Here is an 18,055-nt window from a genome sequence, read left to right on the forward strand (position 1 = left end):
GGCCCCGGGCAAGGCGCATTCGGCCCTGTCGCCGCTGCCGGTGGCGGCGCTGCGCCTGCCCGACGACACGGTCGAGGCGCTGACCCGGCTGGGCCTGCGCCGCATCGGCGATCTGCTGGGCCAGCCGCGGGCGGGGCTGGCGCGGCGTTTCGGCACCGGGCTGGTGCTGCGGCTCGACCAGGCCATCGGCAGCGCGCCGGAACCGGTGAGCCCCGCCGCCCCGCCCGACCGCTTTGCCACCCGGCTGAGCCTGCCCGACCCCATCGGACTCGAGGACGATCTGCGCGCCGGCGTGGACAAGATGCTGGCCCCGCTTTGCGCGCGGCTGGCGCAGAAGGGCGTCGGCGCGCGGACCCTGCGGCTCGAGGTCTACCGCACCGACCAGACCATGCAGTGGGTCACGGTGAGCCTCGCCCGGCCGTCAGACACCCCCGACCGGCTGCGCCCGCTGCTGGCGATGAAGCTGTCCGAGATCGACGCGGGTTTCGGCATCGACATGCTGCGGCTCGAGGCGGTGCGGCACGAACCCCTGCACGCCCGCACCCGCACCGGACACCTGGAGGCCGGCGCCGCCGTCGCCGCCCGGCTGGCGCAGAACACAGCACTCGACGACCTGATCGGACGGCTGGGCGCGCGTATCGGGCTCGAGGCGATCACCCGCCGCCATCCCGGCGCCAGCCACCTGCCGGAGAAGTCGAGCCAGACGCTCGCCGCCGCCTGGTCCGACCCCGCGGGCGACTGGCCCGCACCACCCGCGCCGCGGCCGCTGCTGCTCTGGCCGCCGGAACCGGTGCAGGCGCCCGACCACCCCGCGCCACCCGACACCTTTCGCTGGCGCGGACGCGACTTTACCCTGCGCGGCGCGCAGGGCCCCGAACGGATCGCGCCGGAATGGTGGCTGGACGATCCCGACTGGCGCAGCGGCCAGCGCGACTACTGGCGGGTGGACACCGACCGGGGCGACCGGCTGTGGCTCTACTATGCCCATGGCGCGGCGCTGTCCTCGGGATGGTTCTGCCACGGCGCCTTTGCCTGAGCCGGCCAAACCCCTTGATCTTGCGCGCGATCAGCGCAACTCTTGATCCATGAACTCGCTCACCCCCTTTCCCGGACCGCAGGGCAGCGCCGAGGTCGTGGCCTTTCACCGCACCGAGCTGAGCGTGATCCTGGCGCTTTACGGTCGCATGGTCGCGGCGGGCGAATGGCGCGACTACGGCATTTCCAACCTGCGCGACCTCGCGGTCTTTTCGGTCTTCCGGCGCACCGCGGAAAACCCGCTCTACCGCGTCGAGAAACGCCCCAAGCTGCGCAACCGGCAGGGCCAGTATTCGGTGGTCGGGATGGACGGGCAGGTGCTCAAGCGCGGCAACGACCTGCGCACGGTGCTGCGGGTGCTGGACCGCAAGCTGATCCGCCCCGTCGACTGACGCGTCAGAGCCGCGCGTGCCGGGTGACCGGCCCGTCGCCCTGCGCCGCGATGCGATTGATCGCACCCTGCAACGCCTCAAGCGCGACGGCCATGTGATGGGCATTGGCATGGACCAGCGTATCGGGGCCTGCGACCCAAGCTACGTGACCTTTCCAGAACAGCAGATCCCCCCGTTGCGGCGGCGTGCCGTCGGGCAGGGTCGTGCCAAGCGCCGCCTCTTGCAGGTCGCTGTCGCCTGGGCAGCCGATGCCGCAGGCCGTGCAGGCGATCTGGACCAGGCCCGAGCAGTCGATCCCGAAAGCGGAATTGCCGCCCCAGAGATACGGCGTCCCGATCAGCCGTTCCGCCACGGACACGGGGTCGGCCTCCGGCTGATCGAGCGGCGCGAGGTGCTGTGCAGGCACGAAAAGATCCCGCTTGGAGGTATCCCGAGCCCAGGCCATCCGCGCCCAGCCGTCCGCCACCTCCAGCACCGCCAGTTCCGATCCCATCGACAGCGGCGTGACCGCGCCCGGTGCCTTCAGACCGGGACTGGTCTTGGCATAGCTCTGCGCCGCAGCGATCCGGTGAGTGGTGTCTGCGTGACCGGATGCGTCCAGCCCGGCAGTGTCGATCCAGCCCGAGTAACGGTCGGCCAGAGTGTCGCCCCAGGCCCAGCCGGTGCCATCGTCGATCGCGCGGATCGAGAACGCCTGACCGCGCAAAATCTGCCGGTCGCGGGCGCCCATTGGCGCGACGCAAAGGTCGGTCACCGGGTGCGGCAGACGCACGACCGATGCCTCGACCGGCCGCACGCCTTGTGCGCGGCAGGCCTCGGCGATCTGGGCGTCCGAGGCTTGCGACCAGAACCGGCGGCGGTCCATCAGATACCCAGCACCTGCGGCAGCGCACCGAAGATCGCCCGCGCGCCCTGCCCCAGCCCGCCTTTGCTGCGCCCGGGGGCGGGGCTGGGCTGCCAGCCATAGATGTCGAAATGGGCGTAACGCGGCGTGTCGGTGACGAAGCGGCGCAGGAAAAGGGCCGCCGTGATCGCACCGCCGAAACCGCCCGACGGCGCATTGTCGAGATCGGCGATGCCGGGCTCGATCAGCGCCTCGTAGGGTTCCCAGAATGGCAGGCGCCAGACCGGGTCGGCCATGTGTGGGCCTGCTTCTTGCAAAGCCGCGGCGACGCGGTCGTCATCGGTAAAAAAGGGCGCGAGGTCCGGCCCTACCGCCACCCGAGCCGCCCCCGTCAGGGTTGCCATGGAGACGATGAGGTCGGGTTTCTCCTCGTCCGCCAGCGCCAGCGCATCCGCCAGGACCAGCCGGCCTTCGGCATCGGTGTTGTTGATTTCGACCGTCAGACCCTTGCGCGAGGTCAGGATGTCCTGCGGGCGGAAGCTATTGCCCGAAATGCTGTTCTCCACCGCCGGGATCAGCACCCGCAGCCGCAGGTTCAGATCCAGCGCCATGATCATCCGCGCGAGACCCAGAACGTTGGCGGCGCCGCCCATATCCTTTTTCATCAGGCCCATGGAGCTGCCGGGCTTGATGTTGAGCCCGCCGGTGTCAAAGCAGACGCCCTTGCCCACCAGCGTCAGAGCCGGACCGCTGCCGCCCCAGCGCATGTCGATCAGGCGCGGCGCATCGGCGCTGGCGCGGCCCACGGCGTGGATCATCGGGAATTCGGTTTCGAGCGTCTCGCCCCTCGTGACCTCGACCTCTGCGCCGAAGTCCGATGCGAGGTCGCGCGCCGCCGCCTCGAGGGCGGTCGGCCCCATGTCCGAGGCCGGCGTGTTGATCAGGTCCCGGGTCAGCGCCTCTGCCGCGGCCAGCGCCTCGATGCGCGGGGCATCGACGCCTTCGGGTGCCACGAGGCCGGGCGCCTTCGCGGCCTGCGCACGGTAGCGGCTGAAGGCATAGCCGGTCAGCAGCCAGCCAAGAGACTCGGTCGCCGCCGCCTCGCCCGGAAGGCCGGATGCGATGCGGTAGCGGCCCGGCGCCAGCTGTGACACGGCCCCGGCGAGGGCGAAGCGCTGGCGCGCGCGCGCCGCGGCGGTGCCGTAACCCGCCAGCGCCATCGCCGGCGCGCCGTCGTCGCCCGGGATCATCAGGGCGCTGCCCAGGCCGCCGGAAAAGCCGCTGGCCGACAGCCAGGCCTGCACCCGCGTGGGTTGCTGCGCCGCCCAGCCCTCGACCGCATCCGGTTCGAGCACGTGAAGCGGCAACGCGGCGTCAGCGGGAGCGGCAAAGGTCAGGGGCATGGGCGGTCCTTTCAAAGGTCTGCGCCCAACCTATCCCGGTGACCCGCACCCGCAAGGGGGATCAGATCGACAGGTCCTGCAATTCCCAGATCGCCGTCAGCGACCGTTCGCCGTAGCGTGCCAGCCGTGCCAGCGTGGCCGCCAACGCGGTTTCGTCGGTGTCGTCGATGCAGGTGATCACGTGCTTTGCGACATGCGTCAGCCCGGTCATGCCGATCTGGTCGGCGATGGCCATCAGGGCGCGCGTGTTGCGCCGCATCTCGGCCAGATCCGCCTGGCAATACAGCCGGTCGATATGACCCAGCCGGTAGGCCAGCTCCTCCATCGCGCGGCACACCACGTTTTCGGCCCCGCGCGGCCCCAATTGAGAATAAAGCGAATCAAGCCGATCCGCATCCAGCCGCGCACCCTCTCTGGGTGCCAGAGTTACCACCTCTTGCACGTCCTATGTCCTTCACCCTTGCCCCCATGGCCCGGAAAAACTGGCGCATCGGGGTTCCCAAAAGGTTGAAGCGCAGCGGCCTTTTCTCTCGAATTCCCGTCAAATTCAGCATAATTACGCGGGAGCACACCCGCCCATGGAGGATGACATGAAGGCCGCCAAACCTCTCCCGCCTTATCTGGTCCGGCGCTACCAGGGATGGAAGGCGACGACGTATTCCGAGAATTCGACCTGGTACAAGCATCTGGCCAACGAGGGCCAGCATCCCCGCGCGATGGTGATTTCCTGCTGCGACAGCCGCGTGCATGTGACCTCGATCTTCGGTGCCGACACGGGCGAATTCTTCATCCACCGCAACATCGCCAACCTGGTGCCGGGATACGAACCCGACGGCGCACAGCACGGCACCTCAGCGGCGGTGGAATACGCGGTCACGGCGCTCAAGGTCGCTCATCTGATCGTCCTGGGACATTCGAGCTGCGGCGGCGTGGCCGGCTGCATGGCGATGTGCTCGGGCCATGCGCCGGAACTGCTTGAAAAATCGAGCTTTGTCGGGCGCTGGATGGATATCCTCAAACCCGGTTACGAAAAGGTGAAGGACGAGCCCGACCCGGAGACGCGCCAGCGTATGCTGGAAAAGGAAGCGGTGCTGACCTCGCTCAACAACCTCATGGATTTTCCCTTCGTACGCGAGGCGGTCGAGGCGCAGTCGCTGTCGCTGCACGGTCTCTGGACCGAGATCGGCGCCGGGGCGCTGGAGTATTACGACCCGGCGAAAGGCGGCTTCTACCCGGTCTGAAGCGGTCCGAAATCAGGCCAGGTTGCCGGAGTGGCCGTCGCGATGCGATTTCACGCAAGGTCGGCCGAGCCGGGCGGCCAGCGTCCGCAACGGCACACCCAACATGGTCCCGGTGCAGACCGGCATGTCGGTCTCCGCGTTGATCACGACCAGATGACCATCGCGGAAGGCGACGCCATAGCCCTTGGCGGCAAGCCGCTCGACCAGGTCGCCCCAGCTGCCCGCGGCTTCAAGCAGCGGAGTCAGGAAGCTGCGCAGCAGCGCCAGCGTTTCGCAATCCAGGGGTGGGGGCAGGACATCGTCCGAGGCGGCGGCATCGCGCCATCCCGCGGAACTGTCTGACTGATAGCGCATGCGCTTTCGTTCCTTAATCGTTACAAAACCACATTGCCCTGTCCACGTGGCAAAAAAAGGGCCGAATCGGTCCTTTTGAAGATTCTTACAAGGATGTGATGGATTTGGCGCGTTTTCAGGAGCCGGCTGCCGGTTTCTCGTGCGTGGTAACCGCGCGTTAACCGGATATCTGGTCCGATGCGGCCATGGACAGCTGCGAAATCTCCTTGATCCTGCCGAAACCGATGCTGGACGCCGCGCGGCAAATCGCGCGCGAACGCGATGTCAGCCTCGGCAGCTTGCTGCGCCATGCCCTGGCGGAAGAAATCCGCCGTGCGACGCGCAACGCGAAGACGCCCAACCGGGCGGATGAGCAGCTCCTTGGTCCCTTGCGGGCCCTCCTCGCCGTCGATTTCGGCGCGGCACAGGGCTGGGCCGAACTGCAGGCGCGACTGCGGGCAAAAGGCTTCGCCCTGCGCGAAGCCGGGGGCGGTCTTGCCCTGCACGCGCATTCCGACGGGACGCGGCTGTGCAAGGCGTCGGAACTCGGCCACGCCTACGGCAGCCTCATGCGCCGCTTCGGCGCGCCCTTCCCCGGTCACGCGCATCGGCATCTCGCCGACCGGCTCTTCGGCCCCCCGAACGACACGGGGCCGCCCGCAGGCGACCCCGATGAAGATTTCGACGTGATCGAACGCGATCAGCCCTTCTTGAGCACCCGTTGACCCAGCACTTCGGCGATCTGCACCGCGTTCAGCGCCGCGCCTTTGCGGAGGTTGTCCGAGACGCACCAGAGGTTGAGTCCGTTCTCGATGGTGCTGTCCTGCCGGATGCGGCTGATGAAGGTGGCGAAATCGCCGACGCATTCGACCGGCGTGACGTAGCCGCCGTCCTCGCGCTTGTCGATCACCATGATCCCCGGCGCCTCGCGCAGGATGTCGCGGGCCTCGTCCTCGTCCAGCGGATCCTCGAATTCGATGTTGATCGCCTCCGCATGGCCGACGAAGACCGGAACGCGCACGCAGGTCGCGGTCACCTTGATCTTGGGATCGACGATTTTCTTCGTCTCGGCCACCATCTTCCACTCTTCCTTGGTCGAGCCGTCTTCCATGAAGACGTCGATATGCGGAATCACGTTGAAGGCGATCTGCTTGGTGAACTTCTTGGCCGGCTTATCGTCCGTGGGGTTGTAGACCGCCTTGGTCTGGTCCCAGAGCTCGTCCATGCCCTCCTTGCCCGCGCCGGAGACAGACTGGTAGGTCGACACCACGACCCGCTTGATCCGTGCGCGGTCGTGCAGCGGCTTCAGCGCCACGACCATCTGCGCAGTAGAGCAGTTGGGATTGGCGATGATGTTCTTCTTGGAATAGCCGGTGATCGCGTCCGCGTTCACTTCCGGAACGATCAGCGGCACGTCCGGGTCGTAGCGGTAGAGCGACGAGTTGTCGATCACCACGCAGCCGGCCTTTGCCGCGACAGGCGCGTATTTCTTGGTGGCATCCGATCCGATGGCAAAGAGCGCCATGTCCCAGCCGGTGAAATCGAAGGTGTCGAGATCCTGCGTCTTCAGCGTCTTGTCGCCAAAGCTCACCTCGGTGCCCAGCGACCGGCGCGAGGCCAGCACGGCGATCTCGTCGACGGGAAATTCCCGCTCGGCAAGGATGTTCAGCATTTCGCGGCCCACATTGCCCGTGGCGCCTGCGACGACGACTTTGTAGCCCATGATCGGCTCCTTTCTCGGATCGGCGGGCGCATCCGGCCCGGTTGGCGCGTTGCATACCGCAGGCCACGGGGATGCGAAAGGCCCAGCTTGGAACAGGCACCGAGCGGCGGCGCCTATAAATCAGGCAAATTTGCATAATGATTCGGTATGTTTCAGCGTGCGATCAAGGCGCGGCGCAAAGCGGAAAGGCACCGCGGAAAGCGAAAAACTGTTTGAAAATCAGGCTTTCATCGGCCATTTCCATCGGTTTCGGTGGATTCCCGCCGGTTTTTGCAGACGCAGCATTTACGCTTGTCTAATGTTTGTGCGAACGCCTAAATACCGTCGACAGTCAGGTGACGTCCCTGACCGCCGGGGGAACCCCGAACCGGTCGATCCGGGCTCCAGGGACGCAGAGATTTTAGATCCGATGTCGGGATGCATTTCGTGTGACTATTGAAGGGGACAGGGTGTGATACTTTACAAGATCGCGACCACTCTGACGCGCAAGCAGAAACAGCTCTTCTTCATGGTCTTCGATGCCATCATGGTGAGCGTGGCCATGGCTGCCGCGATTCTCCTGAATTCGTCGATCGCCCTGCGCCCGTCCCTGATGGTCGAACTCGGCGCGCTGGTCGCGGTGATGACGGTCGCGGGCCTTGGCTATTCGGTCTATCTCGGCCTGCCCCGGATCAAGCTCAATGCCTATGAGATGCGCGGCATCATCCGCACCGCGATCTTTTCCGCCGCCGTCGGGATCACCGGCGCTGCGCTCAACGGGCTGATTTCGCCACGGCTCCCGGTCGAAGTGTTCGTGATCTTCTCGCTCTTCTACCTCGTCGCGGGAGCGGCCTGGCGGATTCTTCTGCGGCAGTTCCTGTTGCAGATCTATCGGCGCGGCCAGTCGCGCATGCGGGTCATCATCTATGGCGCGGGCCAGACGGGGCAGCAGCTGCTTGCGGCCCTGCGCACCGACGATGCCATCGTGCCGGTGGCCTTCGTCGATGACAATCCGACCCTGCAAAGCCTGGTGGTCGCCGGTCTGCCGGTTCACGCGCCGTCGAAGATCAAGGACTTGATCCACGAAAAGGCCATCGACAGGGTGGTTCTGGCGATGCCGTCGATCAGCCAGTCGAAACAAGCCCGCATCGCGCACCGCCTGCGCGGGATCGGGTGCGAAGTTCACGCGCTGCCGTCCTTTGCCGAACTGGTGGGCGACGGGGACCTGCGCAAACGCTCCTCGCCGGTGTCGCTCGATGATCTGCTGGGCCGCAACCGGCTGGAAAAGGAACTGCCCGGCGTCAGTCATGCCTACAGCGACCGCCGCATCCTGATCACCGGCGCGGGCGGGTCGATCGGGTCGGAACTCTGCCGCCAGATCATCGCCTGCAAGCCGGATTGCGTTGTCCTGCTCGATCACTCGGAACTGGCGCTTTTCCGGATCGACCGGGAAATGCGTGAACTGGCGGATGGGCTGACGGTCATCCCGGTGCTCGGATCGGTCTGCGATGAAGCGATGATGCGCGACATCCTGGCGCGCCACGACATCGACGTGGTGCTGCATGCCGCCGCCTACAAGCACCTGACACTGGTCCAGTCCAATTGCATCGCGGGTCTGCGCAACAACGTCATCGGCACCAAGGTCATCGCCGATGCCGCGCGCGAAGCGGGTGTCGAACGGTTCATCCTCGTGTCGTCGGACAAGGCGGTCCGCCCGACCAACGTCATGGGCGCGTCGAAGCGGCTGGCCGAGCTGGTGGTGCAGGACCTGGCGACGCGATCGTCGGGCACACGGTTTTCCATGGTGCGCTTTGGCAACGTCCTGGGGTCGAGCGGTTCGGTCATTCCCCTTTTCGAAGAGCAGATTGCTCGCGGCGGCCCGGTGACGCTCACCCATGGCGAAGTCACCCGCTACTTCATGACCATTTCCGAAGCGGCGCGGCTGGTACTGCTGGCGGGCTCCTTTGCCCGCGGCGGCGATGTCTTCGTGCTCGACATGGGCGACCCGGTGCCGATCGCCAAGCTGGCACGCCAGATGATCGAAGGCGCGGGCTATACGGTCAAGGATGCCAAGCATCCCGATGGTGACATCGAAATCCAGGTGACAGGCCTGCGTCCGGGCGAAAAGCTGCACGAGGAACTGCTGATCTCGTCCGACATGCTGACCACGCCGCATACGAAGATCCTGCGCGCGCAGGAAAGCTACCTGTCGGAAATCGAGATGGCCAACGCGCTCAAGGACCTGCGCCGCGCCATCGCGACACTCGATGCCGACGCGGCACAGGCGGTGCTGCACCGCTGGGTGGAACGGCACGACAGCGCCGTCATCTCGGGGGAAGGCGCCGTCTGAACGGCGTCAGGACCGCCGGCCTCTCCGACCGGACCCTCCTTACCGACCGGGAATGTCGCTGCGCGGCGGCGCCGGATCCCAGTTATCGATGATGTCCGCGGCCTCTTCTGCCGTCTCCACGAACCGGAAGAGATCGAGGTCTTGCGGCGAGATCGTACCCGCTTCGGACAGTGCGTCCCAGTTGATGATCTTTTCCCAGAACGCCCGCCCGAACAGCAGGAACGGCACCCGGTTCATCCGCCCGGTCTGGATCAGCGTCAGCGCCTCGAACATCTCGTCCAGCGTGCCGAAGCCTCCGGGAAAGACGCAGACCGCCCGCGCGCGCATCAGGAAGTGCATCTTGCGGATGGCGAAATAGTGGAAGTTGAAGCACAGCGAGGGCGTCACGTATTCGTTCGGCGCCTGTTCGTGCGGCAGCACGATGTTGAGCCCGATGGACTGCCCGCCCTCTTCCATGGCGCCGCGGTTGCCCGCCTCCATCACGCCGGGCCCGCCGCCGGTGACGATGACGAACTGCCGGCCCTCGGCCTCCATCGACTTGCGGGTCATCAGCCGGGCAAAGCGGCGCGCCTCGTCGTAGAACCGCGTGAGCTCGGCCAAGGTCTCCGTGCGCGCGCGCGCCTTGTGCTCGGGCGCCGGGATGCGCGCGCCGCCGAACAGCACGACGGTGGACTCGATCCCGGCCTCGTCCAGCGCCAGTTCCGGCTTCAGCAGTTCCAGCTGCAGTCGCACCGGGCGCAGTTCCTCGCGGCAGAGGAAATCCTCGTCCGCGAAGGCCAGCCGATAGGTGGGCGCCCGCGTCTGCGGCGTGTCGGGCACGTGGTCCGCGGTGTCGCGGTCGAGGTGGGCATCGCGGAACGGGCTGCGGCGGTCGTCTTTCATGGCGGGGCCTTTCGTGGTTTAGACCATGGGTAAAGACTTCGCGCGCCATGCGCCAGAGACAGGAGCCGCCATGGACTGGAAACAAGAGATCGCCGCCGCGGCGTCGCGGATCGCGGGGCATGTCGTGCGGACGCCGGTGATGATGTCGGACGCGCTCTGGTCCCGCCCGGTCGCGCTCAAGCTCGAACAGATGCAGCACACCGGCAGCTTCAAGGCGCGCGGCGCCTTCAACACGCTGTTGAGCCAGCCGGTGCCGAAGGCGGGTGTGGTGGCGGCATCCGGCGGCAATCACGGCGCCGCGGTGGCGCTGGCGGCGACGCGGCTGGGGAACCCGGCCGCGATCTTCGTGCCCGAGATGGCCGGCGCGGCCAAGATATCGCTGATCGAACGCACCGGGGCCGCGCTGACCGTGGTGCCGGGTGAATATGCCAACGCCCTGGCGGCGGCGCAGGAACACGAGGCAACGACCGGCGCGATGCAGGTCCATGCCTATGACGCGCCCGCGACCGTGGCGGGCCAGGGCACCTGCTTTGCCGAATGGGACGCGCAGGGGCTCGATGCCGATACGGTGCTGATCGCGGTCGGCGGCGGCGGGCTGCTGGCCGGGGCGCTGGCGCATTGGCAGGGGCAGCGGCGCGTCATCGCGGTGGAGCCCGAAACCGCCGCAGCCCTGCACGCGGCCCGCGACGCGGGCGCGCCGGTGGACGTGGCGGTGTCCGGCGTCGCCGCCAATGCGCTGGGGGCACGGCGCATCGGCAGGCTGGGCTTCGACCTGGCGCAGGCGCACCTGGCGGAGTCGGTGCTGGTCCCCGACGCCGCGATCACCCAGGCGCAGGTGGCGCTCTGGCAGGCGCACCGCATCCTCGTGGAACCGGCGGGCGCCTGCGCGCTCGCCGCCCTGATCACCGGCGCCTATGTGCCCGCGCCGGACGAGAGTGTCGCGGTGCTGGTCTGCGGCGGCAACATCGCGCCCGATCCGCTGCGCTGACGCAGACCATCTGCGCATTGTCTGCCGGGGATGCCAAGGCTATAGGGCTTGCAAACGCCATAACCCCGGGGGAGACGTCCAGATGTCCAACGCACAGCTTGAAACCGCCATCGAAGCCGCCTGGGAGGCGCGCGACACGATCACCCCGCAGACCGGCGGCGAGACCCGCGAAGCAATCGAGGCGACGCTGAACGCGCTCGACAGCGGCCAGCTACGCGTCGCCGAACGGCAGGAAAACGGCGACTGGCACGTCAACCAATGGGCCAAGAAGGCGGTACTGCTGGGCTTTCGCATCAAGGACATGGAAACCCAGCCCGGCGGACCGCAGGGCGGCGGCTGGTGGGACAAGGTCGACAGCAAGTTCCTGGGCTGGGGCGACAGTGACTGGAAACAGGCGGGCTTTCGCGCCGTCCCGAATTGCGTGGTGCGCAAGTCGGCCTATATCGCGCCCGGCGTGGTGCTGATGCCGTCCTTCGTCAACCTCGGCGCCTATGTGGACAGCGGCACCATGGTCGACACCTGGGCGACCGTGGGCAGCTGCGCGCAGATCGGCAAGAACGTGCACCTGTCGGGCGGCGTCGGCATCGGCGGCGTGCTGGAGCCGATGCAGGCGGGTCCGACGATCATCGAGGACAACTGCTTTATCGGCGCCCGCTCCGAGGTGGTCGAAGGCTGCATCGTCCGCGAAGGGTCGGTGCTGGGCATGGGCGTGTTCATCGGCCAGTCCACCAAGATCGTCGACCGCGAGACCGGCGAGGTCTTCATGGGCGAGGTGCCGCCCTATTCCGTGGTGGTGGCGGGGTCGATGCCCACGAAGAACAACCTCAACCTCTACTGCGCGGTGATCGTGAAGCGGGTGGACGAGCGCACCCGCTCCAAGACCGGGATCAACGAGCTGCTGCGCGACTGATCCGGGCGATCGGACTGGGCGCCCGGACGTCTCGAGACGTCCGGACCGCTTTTCTCGAGAAAAGCGGGCGCCGCGGAAGGCTCCCAAAGAATTGACGGATGCAACGACAGGCCCGGAATTCTCAAGAATTCCGGGTCGCTTTTCTCGAGAAAAGCGACTGTGCGGATCCGGGGCCGCCCCGCCATCAGGTCAGGCGCCGCAGGGGTTCGCGATTGCAGAAGATCACCAGCTGACCCGCATTTTCCACCACCGAAAATCCACGCCGCCGCATGTCGGCCAGGAACGGATCGAGTCCGATGAACCGTTCGATGTCGCGGCGCTTGCGGCGGATGACACCGCCCTGCCGCGCGGCCTTGGCCGCGAAGAGATCGGCAAGGAATCGGTCCGGGGTCAGGCAGGCGGGCAGCGTCATGCGCCGATGATCTCGCGGCAAGGTTAACAAACACCCAAGGAAACCAATCGTCGCCAAGGCGCGTTGGCCTTGATGATTTCAGACCTCCCCCTCGTTCCGCTGCTCGCGGTCTTCGCCGTGGCAGCGGCCGCCGTGGTGCTGGCCTCCATACGCGCGACCCGCCTGGCCGACATCATCGCCGACCGCACCCAGATCGGCGAGGCGCTTGCCGGGGGCCTGATCCTCGGCGGAGCCACGTCTCTCGCCGGGGTGGTCGTTTCGGTGAACGCGGCGCTGTCGGGGGATGCGAGCTTTGCCTTTTCCAACGCCGTGGGTGGGATCGCGGCGCAGACGCTGTTCCTCGCCATCGCCGATCTTCTGCACAAGAAGGCCAACCTCGAACACGCCGCGGCGGAGCCCGCCAACCTGTTCCAGGCGGTGATGCTGATCATCCTGCTCAGCCTGCCGATCTGCGCCATGGCCGGACCGGACATCGGATTCGTCGGCGTGCACCCGGTCTCCATCCTGCTGTTCCTGGCGTACCTGGCCGGGGTTAGGGCGTCCTCGACCGTCAGCGAGCAGCCGATGTGGCGCCCGGTCAAGACCGACGCCACGCGCGAGGACGAGCCAGAGGACGACGACGAAAAGGGCCGCTCCGCCCGCGGTCCGGCGCTGCGCTTTGCGGGGCTCGTCGCGATCATGGGCGTCGGCGGTTGGGTCATCAGCCAGGTGGGCGCGACCTTCATCGACCGGTTCTCGTTGTCCTCCAGCCTCGTGGGCGCGCTGATCACCGCCGTCGTGACCTCGCTGCCAGAGCTGGTGACGACGCTCGTCGCCGTGCGGCGCGGGGCGTTGCAGCTGGCCGTGGGCGGGATCATCGGCGGCAACACCTTCGACACGCTCTTCCTTGTCGCGTCGGACATCGCTTATCGCGACGGGTCGATCTACCACGCCGTGGATATCACAGACCTGTACTGGCTGGGCACCGGCCTGATGATGACCGCGGTCCTGCTGGCGGGCCTGATCCTGCGCCAGCGCAAGGGACCGGCTCGGATCGGCATCGAAAGCGTTCTGCTGATCGCGATCTATGCCACGGCGCTGGTGGTCGAGGTCACGCGCTGAGCGCCGGCGCTTGACATCGTACCGGCACCCGCGCCATCTGCGCCCATGTCTGACAAACGCGTATCGAAGCAAAAGGTCTACACCCTGCTGGTCGAGGTCGGCCGCAAGTCCGGCGACGGCTTGCCCAAGGGCGCCACCGGGGCGGCGCTGCTGTGCTATGCGAGCGGCATCGACGAGGCGGAGGCGGTGCGCGAGACCGTTGCGATCCTCAAACAGGCGGACCTCGCCCCGCTCGACGTGACCGGATACGGCACCGAAGAAGAGCGCCGCGCCGAGGGCCACGAGATCGACGCGGACGAAAGCGCGCTGATGGCGCAGGCGCTCTCTGAAAATTCGGTGATCGTGGCGCAGATGACGCCTTTTTTCGAAGCCGACGACGCGGCGAAGAGCTAGATCAGGCGGCCCGCGCCTCGGCCAAAGTGATCGCCTCGAAGGGCCGCAGCACCTGGTATCCGGCGCGGTGATGTTCCGGCAGCAGCGCCTGCGGGCAATCCGCCAGCAGGGTCGCCCGAAGCCTGTCGCGTTTGCGGCGCAGGCGTCCGGCATAGAGGCTTTCCATCGCGGCGTCGGCGGCGATCAGCGCTTCGTGACCCGGCAGCAGCAGGTGGCTGTACCTGACCAGCCGATGGCCCGTTTCATAGACCGCGGCGAACCCGTTCACCAGATTGATCGCCGGGATCAGCACCGCCTCGCGGCCGAAGATGTATTCGACCTCGGACCCGCCGATGACCAGCCGCTGGTGCGGCGCCACCACCACGTCGCGGCGCAGGCCGAAATACGGCGCGCGCAGGCGCACCGGCTGGAACGATCCCAGCGCCGGAACCGTGCGGTGCACCACGTGCAGCACCGGCACCGCGCCGTTGTCCCGGGTCAGCACCGTGTCGCCGCAGCCAAGGTCGCGTAGCGCCTTGTAGCCGAACGGGGTCGCCACCGGGACGCTCGGGGTCAGCGAGGGCATCGGTCCGATGGGTTCGATCCGGTCCGATACCGCGAAGAACACCACGTCCGGGTCCATCTCGCACAGCTGCGGGCGCAGCGTCATGGTGTGGATGTCCTCGAGCATCAGCGGCGGCGGCGCCGGGGTCGTCACCGCCTCGACCGCATCCGCCTCGGGCCGTTCGACCGCCAGCCGGCCCCAGCCTCTCGGGCTGTCCCAGCTGAAAGTCAGGCGCAGGACGTCGGTGCGCCCGTCGCGGCCGTGGCTCAGCACCGTGTGGAACACCTCGTCGCCCTGGTTCATCACCAGAACGATGCTGCCTCCGGGGATGGCCCGCAACGACAGCCCGCCGGCCCAGGGGTGGCGGCGCTGGTAGGACAGCAGCGTTTGCGGACGGCCATCCGGCGACAACCGCGTCTCGATCATCAGCGACCCGCGGCTCAGAAGCTGCGCACGTCCTGCCTCGGCCCTGCCGAAGGTGTCTGGACAGACCCAGCCGAGATCTTCGCCAGAGATGGCGATCCAGGTCACGCCGCGAGGCCCTCCTGCAAGAGCCGCGCCTCGTAACCGCGCAGGATCCGCCGCGCCGCGGGGCTGTAGCCCTCTCCGGTGCGGGTGTCGAGTTCCGGAAAGAGCGCGCAGATCTCGGACAGCACCTGCTCCTCGAAGAGCGTCTCGGTCTGGGCGCCGGGCAGGAAGCTTTCGCTGTCGAGACCGTTGGCGCTGATGATCTCGTGCCGGTCGAAGAGCACGTGCACGTATTCGACCGTGCCGCCCGCGGCGACGCAGATGCTTTGACCATTGACCAGATGCTTGGCCGCGATCAGCACCTCCGTTTCGCCGAAAAGCATGTGCGCCATCGGATCGCGGACAAGGATGCGGTGCAGCGGCGAGACCAGCAGAGTGTCGTGCCGCCCGAGTGTGCCCGCTTCGATCCGGATCGGGGCAAAGTCCCCCTCTGCCGCGACCACGCGCCGCCCGACCCAGCGAACGGGCTGCAGGCCGTTGTCCTTGGTCAGCACCATGTCGCCCGGACGCAGCGCCTCGACCGGGGTACGGCCGGTCTGGGTGCGGATCAGGCTGCCGGCGACGAAACACGGCACCGATCCCACGGTGACGAAGCCCACGTCGTTGGCGCCGGTGCTGCTTTCGACCGTGTAAGTGAAATTCACCGTCTCGATATCGCCATCGCCGGTGACGTCGAGTGTGCCGTTGGCGTTGAGCGTGACCATCTGCCCGGTGGCCAGCGAGACGCTGTCGCCTGCCGACACGGCGACGCCATTGATATGGGTCACGGTCAGACTGCCGCCGGTGGCGTTGATGTCATTTGCCAGCACATCGATATTGGCGGTGCCTGAGGGGTAAATCTCGGCGGTGTCGGTATTCGCGACAAGCGTGGTCTGGACCGAATCGCCGGCGATCAGCAGCGTCGAGTCGTAGTTGGCGTCGTTGACGTCCGCGATTCCGATACGGATCGAGTTGACCTGGCCGGGGATCACCGGGATGGTCAGCGTCATGGTGACGGTGAACCCGTCCATTTCGGTGTTGTACTGGCTGCCCGTGTTGTCGACGTAGAGGTTCTGGTTCGTGCCCGCGTTCAGGTTGTTGGGGTCGATGTCGCCATCGCCGATCTGCATGTCGACCTGCTGGCCGTTGATCCAGACGCCGACGAAATCCTGGTAGAGCGAGGTCTGGTATTCGGGATATTCCTCCGAGGCAAAGACGAACTGCATCGTCATCACGTTGCCGGTCGGGATGAAATCCACGTCGAGGTAGGACGCATCGTACGTGTAGGAGCCCGCCGCCTGGTTGAACTGGCTGTTGCCGTTGGCGCCGCTCGAGTTCGAGGTGGTCTGGCCGCTCTGGTTCGCCTGCCCCCAGAAATTGGTAAAGCTGCGCAGGTCGCCGGTCGAGAACATCACCCCCGTATCGCCCGGCGTCACCCCCGGCGTGACACTGTCGCCGTTGGTGTAGATGCCCGAGGAGTCGCGGTCGCCGGTGTAGCTCGCACGCACAACTGTGACCCCGTCGCCAAAGATCGTCTGCGCCATTTCGTTGGCGCTGGCACCGCGGTCGATCGGAAGTTCGGATGCATAAGCCATGCTGCCTGCCTTGCCTCTGATCGGGGCTCGGCAAACGCGACGGGCCAGCAACGGGCGTGTGATCCGCCCTTTGTCGCCGCTGGTTCGTCTTTGATACTGCGCGCCCTGCCCCGGGCTTTTTGTTATCTATCTGATAACATGCAGACTCCGGCGCCGTTAACACTTTCTTTAAGCGTTCTGCCCGCATTCGCCACCGAATTGCGCCCTTTTGGCCACATTTGCCGGGGTCCGCGTTCCGCGCTAGACCGGCGGCGCACAAGATCAGGACCCCGCCATGCCTTCCACCGATCCCGAAACCCTGACCGCGGCGCTGGTGCGCTGCCCCTCCGTCACGCCCGAGGAAGGCGGCGCGCTGGTGCATCTCGAAACCTTGCTGTCGGCGGCGGGCTTTGCCTGCACGCGGGTGGACCGCGGCGGCGTGTCGAACCTCTTCGCGCGCTGGGGCCGGGCCGGGCATCCGCGCACCTTCGGCTTCAACGGCCACACGGATGTGGTGCCCATCGGCAACCGTGCCGACTGGTCCGTGGACCCTTTCGGAGCCGAGATCCGGAACGGATATCTCTATGGCCGGGGCGCCACGGACATGAAGTCGGGCGTCGCCGCCTTCGTCGCGGCAGCGGTGGATTTCGTGACCGACACGCCGCCCGAGGACGGCGCGCTGATCCTCGCCATCACCGGCGACGAAGAAGGCGACGCCGTGGACGGCACCGTGGCGCTGCTGGACTGGATGGCCGAGGCGCAGGAGCGCATGAGCGTGTGCCTTGTGGGCGAGCCCACCAGCCCCGACCACATGGGCCAGATGATGAAGATCGGGCGGCGCGGGTCGCTCAACGCGCATTTCACCGTGACCGGCGTGCAAGGCCATTCCGCCTATCCGCACCGCGCCACCAACCCGATGCCCGCCATGGCACGGCTGATGGACCGGCTGTCGTCGCATGAACTCGACTCCGGGACCGCGCATTTCGACGCCTCGACGCTTGCCGTGGTGACCATCGACACGGGCAACCCGGCGACCAACGTGATCCCGGCGCAGACCCGCGCGACCGTCAACATCCGCTTCAACGACGCCCACACGGGCGCGGCACTGAGCGACTGGCTGCGGGCCGAGGCGGCGGCGGTGGACGCGGATTTCGGCACCACGACCGAGGTGCGGGTGAAGATCTCGGGCGAAAGCTTCCTGACACCGCCGGGGGACCTGTCGGACCTCGTGGCCCGCGCGGTCGAAGCCGAGATCGGCGTTGCGCCGGAGCTCTCGACCACGGGCGGCACCTCGGATGCACGGTTCGTCAAGGATCACTGCCCGGTGGTGGAATTCGGGCTGGTGGGGCGGACGATGCACCAGGTCGACGAACGGGTCGAGGTGGCGCAGATCCACCAGCTCAAGGCGATCTACGCCCGCATCCTCGCCGATTACTTCGCCTGA

The 18,055-nt window shown here is 67.0% G+C and carries 19 protein-coding genes; 10 read left to right on the plus strand and 9 right to left on the minus strand.

The window, feature by feature from the left end:
• Together DU478_RS22830 and DU478_RS02295 are read left to right on the plus strand one after the other, a co-directional pair.
• On the plus strand, positions 1–1,036 hold a 1,036-nt coding region (locus tag DU478_RS22830), incomplete at its 5' end, for a DUF6504 family protein (RefSeq protein ID WP_199488279.1).
• A 49-nt stretch (positions 1,037–1,085) separates the two neighbouring features.
• Positions 1,086–1,427 (plus strand): DUF2794 domain-containing protein, encoded by a 342-nt coding sequence (locus tag DU478_RS02295; RefSeq protein WP_114509327.1) that lies wholly within the window; start codon positions 1,086–1,088, stop codon positions 1,425–1,427.
• Positions 1,428–1,431: 4 nt separating this feature from the next.
• Here the strand turns inward: DU478_RS02295 and DU478_RS02300 are convergent, their stop codons facing one another.
• From DU478_RS02300 to DU478_RS02310, 3 genes are all read right to left on the minus strand, one after another.
• A complete protein-coding gene (locus DU478_RS02300; RefSeq protein WP_114509328.1) occupies positions 1,432–2,292 on the minus strand; it encodes a C40 family peptidase in 861 nt (286 codons plus the stop codon).
• The gene (locus tag DU478_RS02305) at positions 2,292–3,674 is read right to left on the minus strand and encodes a leucyl aminopeptidase family protein (protein ID WP_114509329.1); all 1,383 of its coding nucleotides are present in this window, start codon (positions 3,672–3,674) and stop codon (positions 2,292–2,294) included. Before DU478_RS02305 ends, DU478_RS02300 begins: the two co-directional genes overlap by 1 nt.
• Before the next feature lie 61 nt (positions 3,675–3,735).
• Positions 3,736–4,116 carry a hypothetical protein gene (locus DU478_RS02310; RefSeq protein ID WP_114509330.1) on the minus strand — a complete coding sequence of 127 codons (381 nt, stop codon included), beginning with the start codon at positions 4,114–4,116 and terminating at the stop codon, positions 3,736–3,738.
• Positions 4,117–4,264: 148 nt separating this feature from the next.
• On the opposite strand from DU478_RS02310, the gene DU478_RS02315 reads away from it, so the two are divergent.
• Positions 4,265–4,915: a carbonic anhydrase gene (locus tag DU478_RS02315; RefSeq protein ID WP_114509331.1), complete on the plus strand. Its 651-nt coding sequence runs from the start codon at positions 4,265–4,267 to the stop codon at positions 4,913–4,915.
• A 12-nt stretch (positions 4,916–4,927) separates the two neighbouring features.
• Here DU478_RS02315 and DU478_RS02320 read toward each other — a convergent pair whose 3' ends face one another.
• Positions 4,928–5,269, minus strand: a complete 342-nt coding sequence (locus DU478_RS02320) for a hypothetical protein (RefSeq protein WP_233501090.1) — start codon at positions 5,267–5,269, stop codon at positions 4,928–4,930.
• A gap of 206 nt (positions 5,270–5,475) precedes the next feature.
• Here DU478_RS02320 and DU478_RS02325 point away from each other — a divergent pair, with 206 nt between their 5' ends.
• Positions 5,476–5,973: a hypothetical protein gene (locus DU478_RS02325; RefSeq protein ID WP_233501091.1), complete on the plus strand. Its 498-nt coding sequence runs from the start codon at positions 5,476–5,478 to the stop codon at positions 5,971–5,973.
• Here the strand turns inward: DU478_RS02325 and DU478_RS02330 are convergent.
• Positions 5,949–6,971: an aspartate-semialdehyde dehydrogenase gene (locus DU478_RS02330; RefSeq protein ID WP_114509333.1), complete on the minus strand. Its 1,023-nt coding sequence runs from the start codon at positions 6,969–6,971 to the stop codon at positions 5,949–5,951. The two genes, DU478_RS02325 and DU478_RS02330, sit on opposite strands and share 25 nt — an antisense overlap.
• Positions 6,972–7,479: 508 nt before the next feature.
• On the opposite strand from DU478_RS02330, the gene DU478_RS02335 reads away from it, so the two are divergent.
• Positions 7,480–9,300, plus strand: a complete 1,821-nt coding sequence (locus DU478_RS02335; protein WP_407703145.1) for a polysaccharide biosynthesis protein — start codon at positions 7,480–7,482, stop codon at positions 9,298–9,300.
• 39 nt (positions 9,301–9,339) lie between these two features.
• Here DU478_RS02335 and DU478_RS02340 read toward each other — a convergent pair whose 3' ends face one another.
• Positions 9,340–10,182 carry an LOG family protein gene (locus DU478_RS02340; RefSeq protein WP_114509334.1) on the minus strand — a complete coding sequence of 281 codons (843 nt, stop codon included), beginning with the start codon at positions 10,180–10,182 and terminating at the stop codon, positions 9,340–9,342.
• A gap of 70 nt (positions 10,183–10,252) precedes the next feature.
• Between DU478_RS02340 and DU478_RS02345 the strand changes: the two genes are divergently transcribed.
• Together DU478_RS02345 and dapD are read left to right on the plus strand one after the other, a co-directional pair.
• Positions 10,253–11,170, plus strand: coding sequence for a threonine/serine dehydratase (locus DU478_RS02345; protein WP_114509335.1), 918 nt, complete (start codon positions 10,253–10,255; stop codon positions 11,168–11,170).
• Positions 11,171–11,252: 82 nt separating this feature from the next.
• On the plus strand, positions 11,253–12,080 hold the full coding sequence (dapD, locus tag DU478_RS02350) for a 2,3,4,5-tetrahydropyridine-2,6-dicarboxylate N-succinyltransferase (protein ID WP_114509336.1): 828 nt from the start codon (positions 11,253–11,255) through the stop codon (positions 12,078–12,080).
• A gap of 184 nt (positions 12,081–12,264) precedes the next feature.
• On the opposite strand, the gene DU478_RS02355 is transcribed toward dapD, so the two are convergent.
• On the minus strand, positions 12,265–12,492 hold the full coding sequence (locus DU478_RS02355; RefSeq protein ID WP_114509337.1) for an N-(5'-phosphoribosyl)anthranilate isomerase: 228 nt from the start codon (positions 12,490–12,492) through the stop codon (positions 12,265–12,267).
• Between the two features lie 72 nt (positions 12,493–12,564).
• Between DU478_RS02355 and DU478_RS02360 the strand changes: the two genes are divergently transcribed.
• Positions 12,565–13,593, plus strand: a complete 1,029-nt coding sequence (locus DU478_RS02360) for a sodium:calcium antiporter (RefSeq protein WP_114509338.1) — start codon at positions 12,565–12,567, stop codon at positions 13,591–13,593.
• A gap of 45 nt (positions 13,594–13,638) precedes the next feature.
• A complete protein-coding gene (locus DU478_RS02365) occupies positions 13,639–13,986 on the plus strand; it encodes a hypothetical protein (protein ID WP_114509339.1) in 348 nt (115 codons plus the stop codon).
• Position 13,987: 1 nt separating this feature from the next.
• On the opposite strand, the gene DU478_RS02370 is transcribed toward DU478_RS02365, so the two are convergent.
• Complete coding sequence (locus DU478_RS02370; RefSeq protein ID WP_114509340.1) at positions 13,988–15,061, minus strand: Hint domain-containing protein; 1,074 nt, start codon at positions 15,059–15,061, stop codon at positions 13,988–13,990.
• Positions 15,058–16,632: a Hint domain-containing protein gene (locus DU478_RS02375; protein ID WP_114509341.1), complete on the minus strand. Its 1,575-nt coding sequence runs from the start codon at positions 16,630–16,632 to the stop codon at positions 15,058–15,060. Before DU478_RS02375 ends, DU478_RS02370 begins: the two co-directional genes overlap by 4 nt.
• A gap of 274 nt (positions 16,633–16,906) precedes the next feature.
• Here DU478_RS02375 and dapE point away from each other — a divergent pair, with 274 nt between their 5' ends.
• Positions 16,907–18,055 (plus strand): succinyl-diaminopimelate desuccinylase, encoded by a 1,149-nt coding sequence (gene dapE / locus DU478_RS02380; protein WP_114509342.1) that lies wholly within the window; start codon positions 16,907–16,909, stop codon positions 18,053–18,055.

Origin of the sequence: Thalassococcus profundi (assembly GCF_003344785.1) — a bacterium.
GTDB lineage: Bacteria > Pseudomonadota > Alphaproteobacteria > Rhodobacterales > Rhodobacteraceae > Puniceibacterium > Puniceibacterium profundi.

Excerpts from the sequence above, each read along its gene's own strand:
- DU478_RS02335 (WP_407703145.1), top strand. The coding sequence starts at position 7,480 with ATGGTCTTCGATGCCATCATGGTGAGCGTGGCCATGGCTGCCGCGATT.
- DU478_RS02300 (WP_114509328.1), bottom strand. The coding sequence starts at position 2,292 with ATGGACCGCCGCCGGTTCTGGTCGCAAGCCTCGGACGCCCAGATCGCC.
- DU478_RS02320 (WP_233501090.1), bottom strand. The coding sequence starts at position 5,269 with ATGCGCTATCAGTCAGACAGTTCCGCGGGATGGCGCGATGCCGCCGCC.
- dapE (WP_114509342.1), top strand. The coding sequence starts at position 16,907 with ATGCCTTCCACCGATCCCGAAACCCTGACCGCGGCGCTGGTGCGCTGC.
- DU478_RS02340 (WP_114509334.1), bottom strand. The coding sequence starts at position 10,182 with ATGAAAGACGACCGCCGCAGCCCGTTCCGCGATGCCCACCTCGACCGC.
- DU478_RS02365 (WP_114509339.1), top strand. The coding sequence starts at position 13,639 with ATGTCTGACAAACGCGTATCGAAGCAAAAGGTCTACACCCTGCTGGTC.
- DU478_RS02355 (WP_114509337.1), bottom strand. The coding sequence starts at position 12,492 with ATGACGCTGCCCGCCTGCCTGACCCCGGACCGATTCCTTGCCGATCTC.
- DU478_RS02295 (WP_114509327.1), top strand. The coding sequence starts at position 1,086 with ATGAACTCGCTCACCCCCTTTCCCGGACCGCAGGGCAGCGCCGAGGTC.
- dapD (WP_114509336.1), top strand. The coding sequence starts at position 11,253 with ATGTCCAACGCACAGCTTGAAACCGCCATCGAAGCCGCCTGGGAGGCG.
- DU478_RS02360 (WP_114509338.1), top strand. The coding sequence starts at position 12,565 with ATGATTTCAGACCTCCCCCTCGTTCCGCTGCTCGCGGTCTTCGCCGTG.
- DU478_RS02375 (WP_114509341.1), bottom strand. The coding sequence starts at position 16,632 with ATGGCTTATGCATCCGAACTTCCGATCGACCGCGGTGCCAGCGCCAAC.
- DU478_RS02315 (WP_114509331.1), top strand. The coding sequence starts at position 4,265 with ATGAAGGCCGCCAAACCTCTCCCGCCTTATCTGGTCCGGCGCTACCAG.
- DU478_RS02345 (WP_114509335.1), top strand. The coding sequence starts at position 10,253 with ATGGACTGGAAACAAGAGATCGCCGCCGCGGCGTCGCGGATCGCGGGG.
- DU478_RS02305 (WP_114509329.1), bottom strand. The coding sequence starts at position 3,674 with ATGCCCCTGACCTTTGCCGCTCCCGCTGACGCCGCGTTGCCGCTTCAC.
- DU478_RS02330 (WP_114509333.1), bottom strand. The coding sequence starts at position 6,971 with ATGGGCTACAAAGTCGTCGTCGCAGGCGCCACGGGCAATGTGGGCCGC.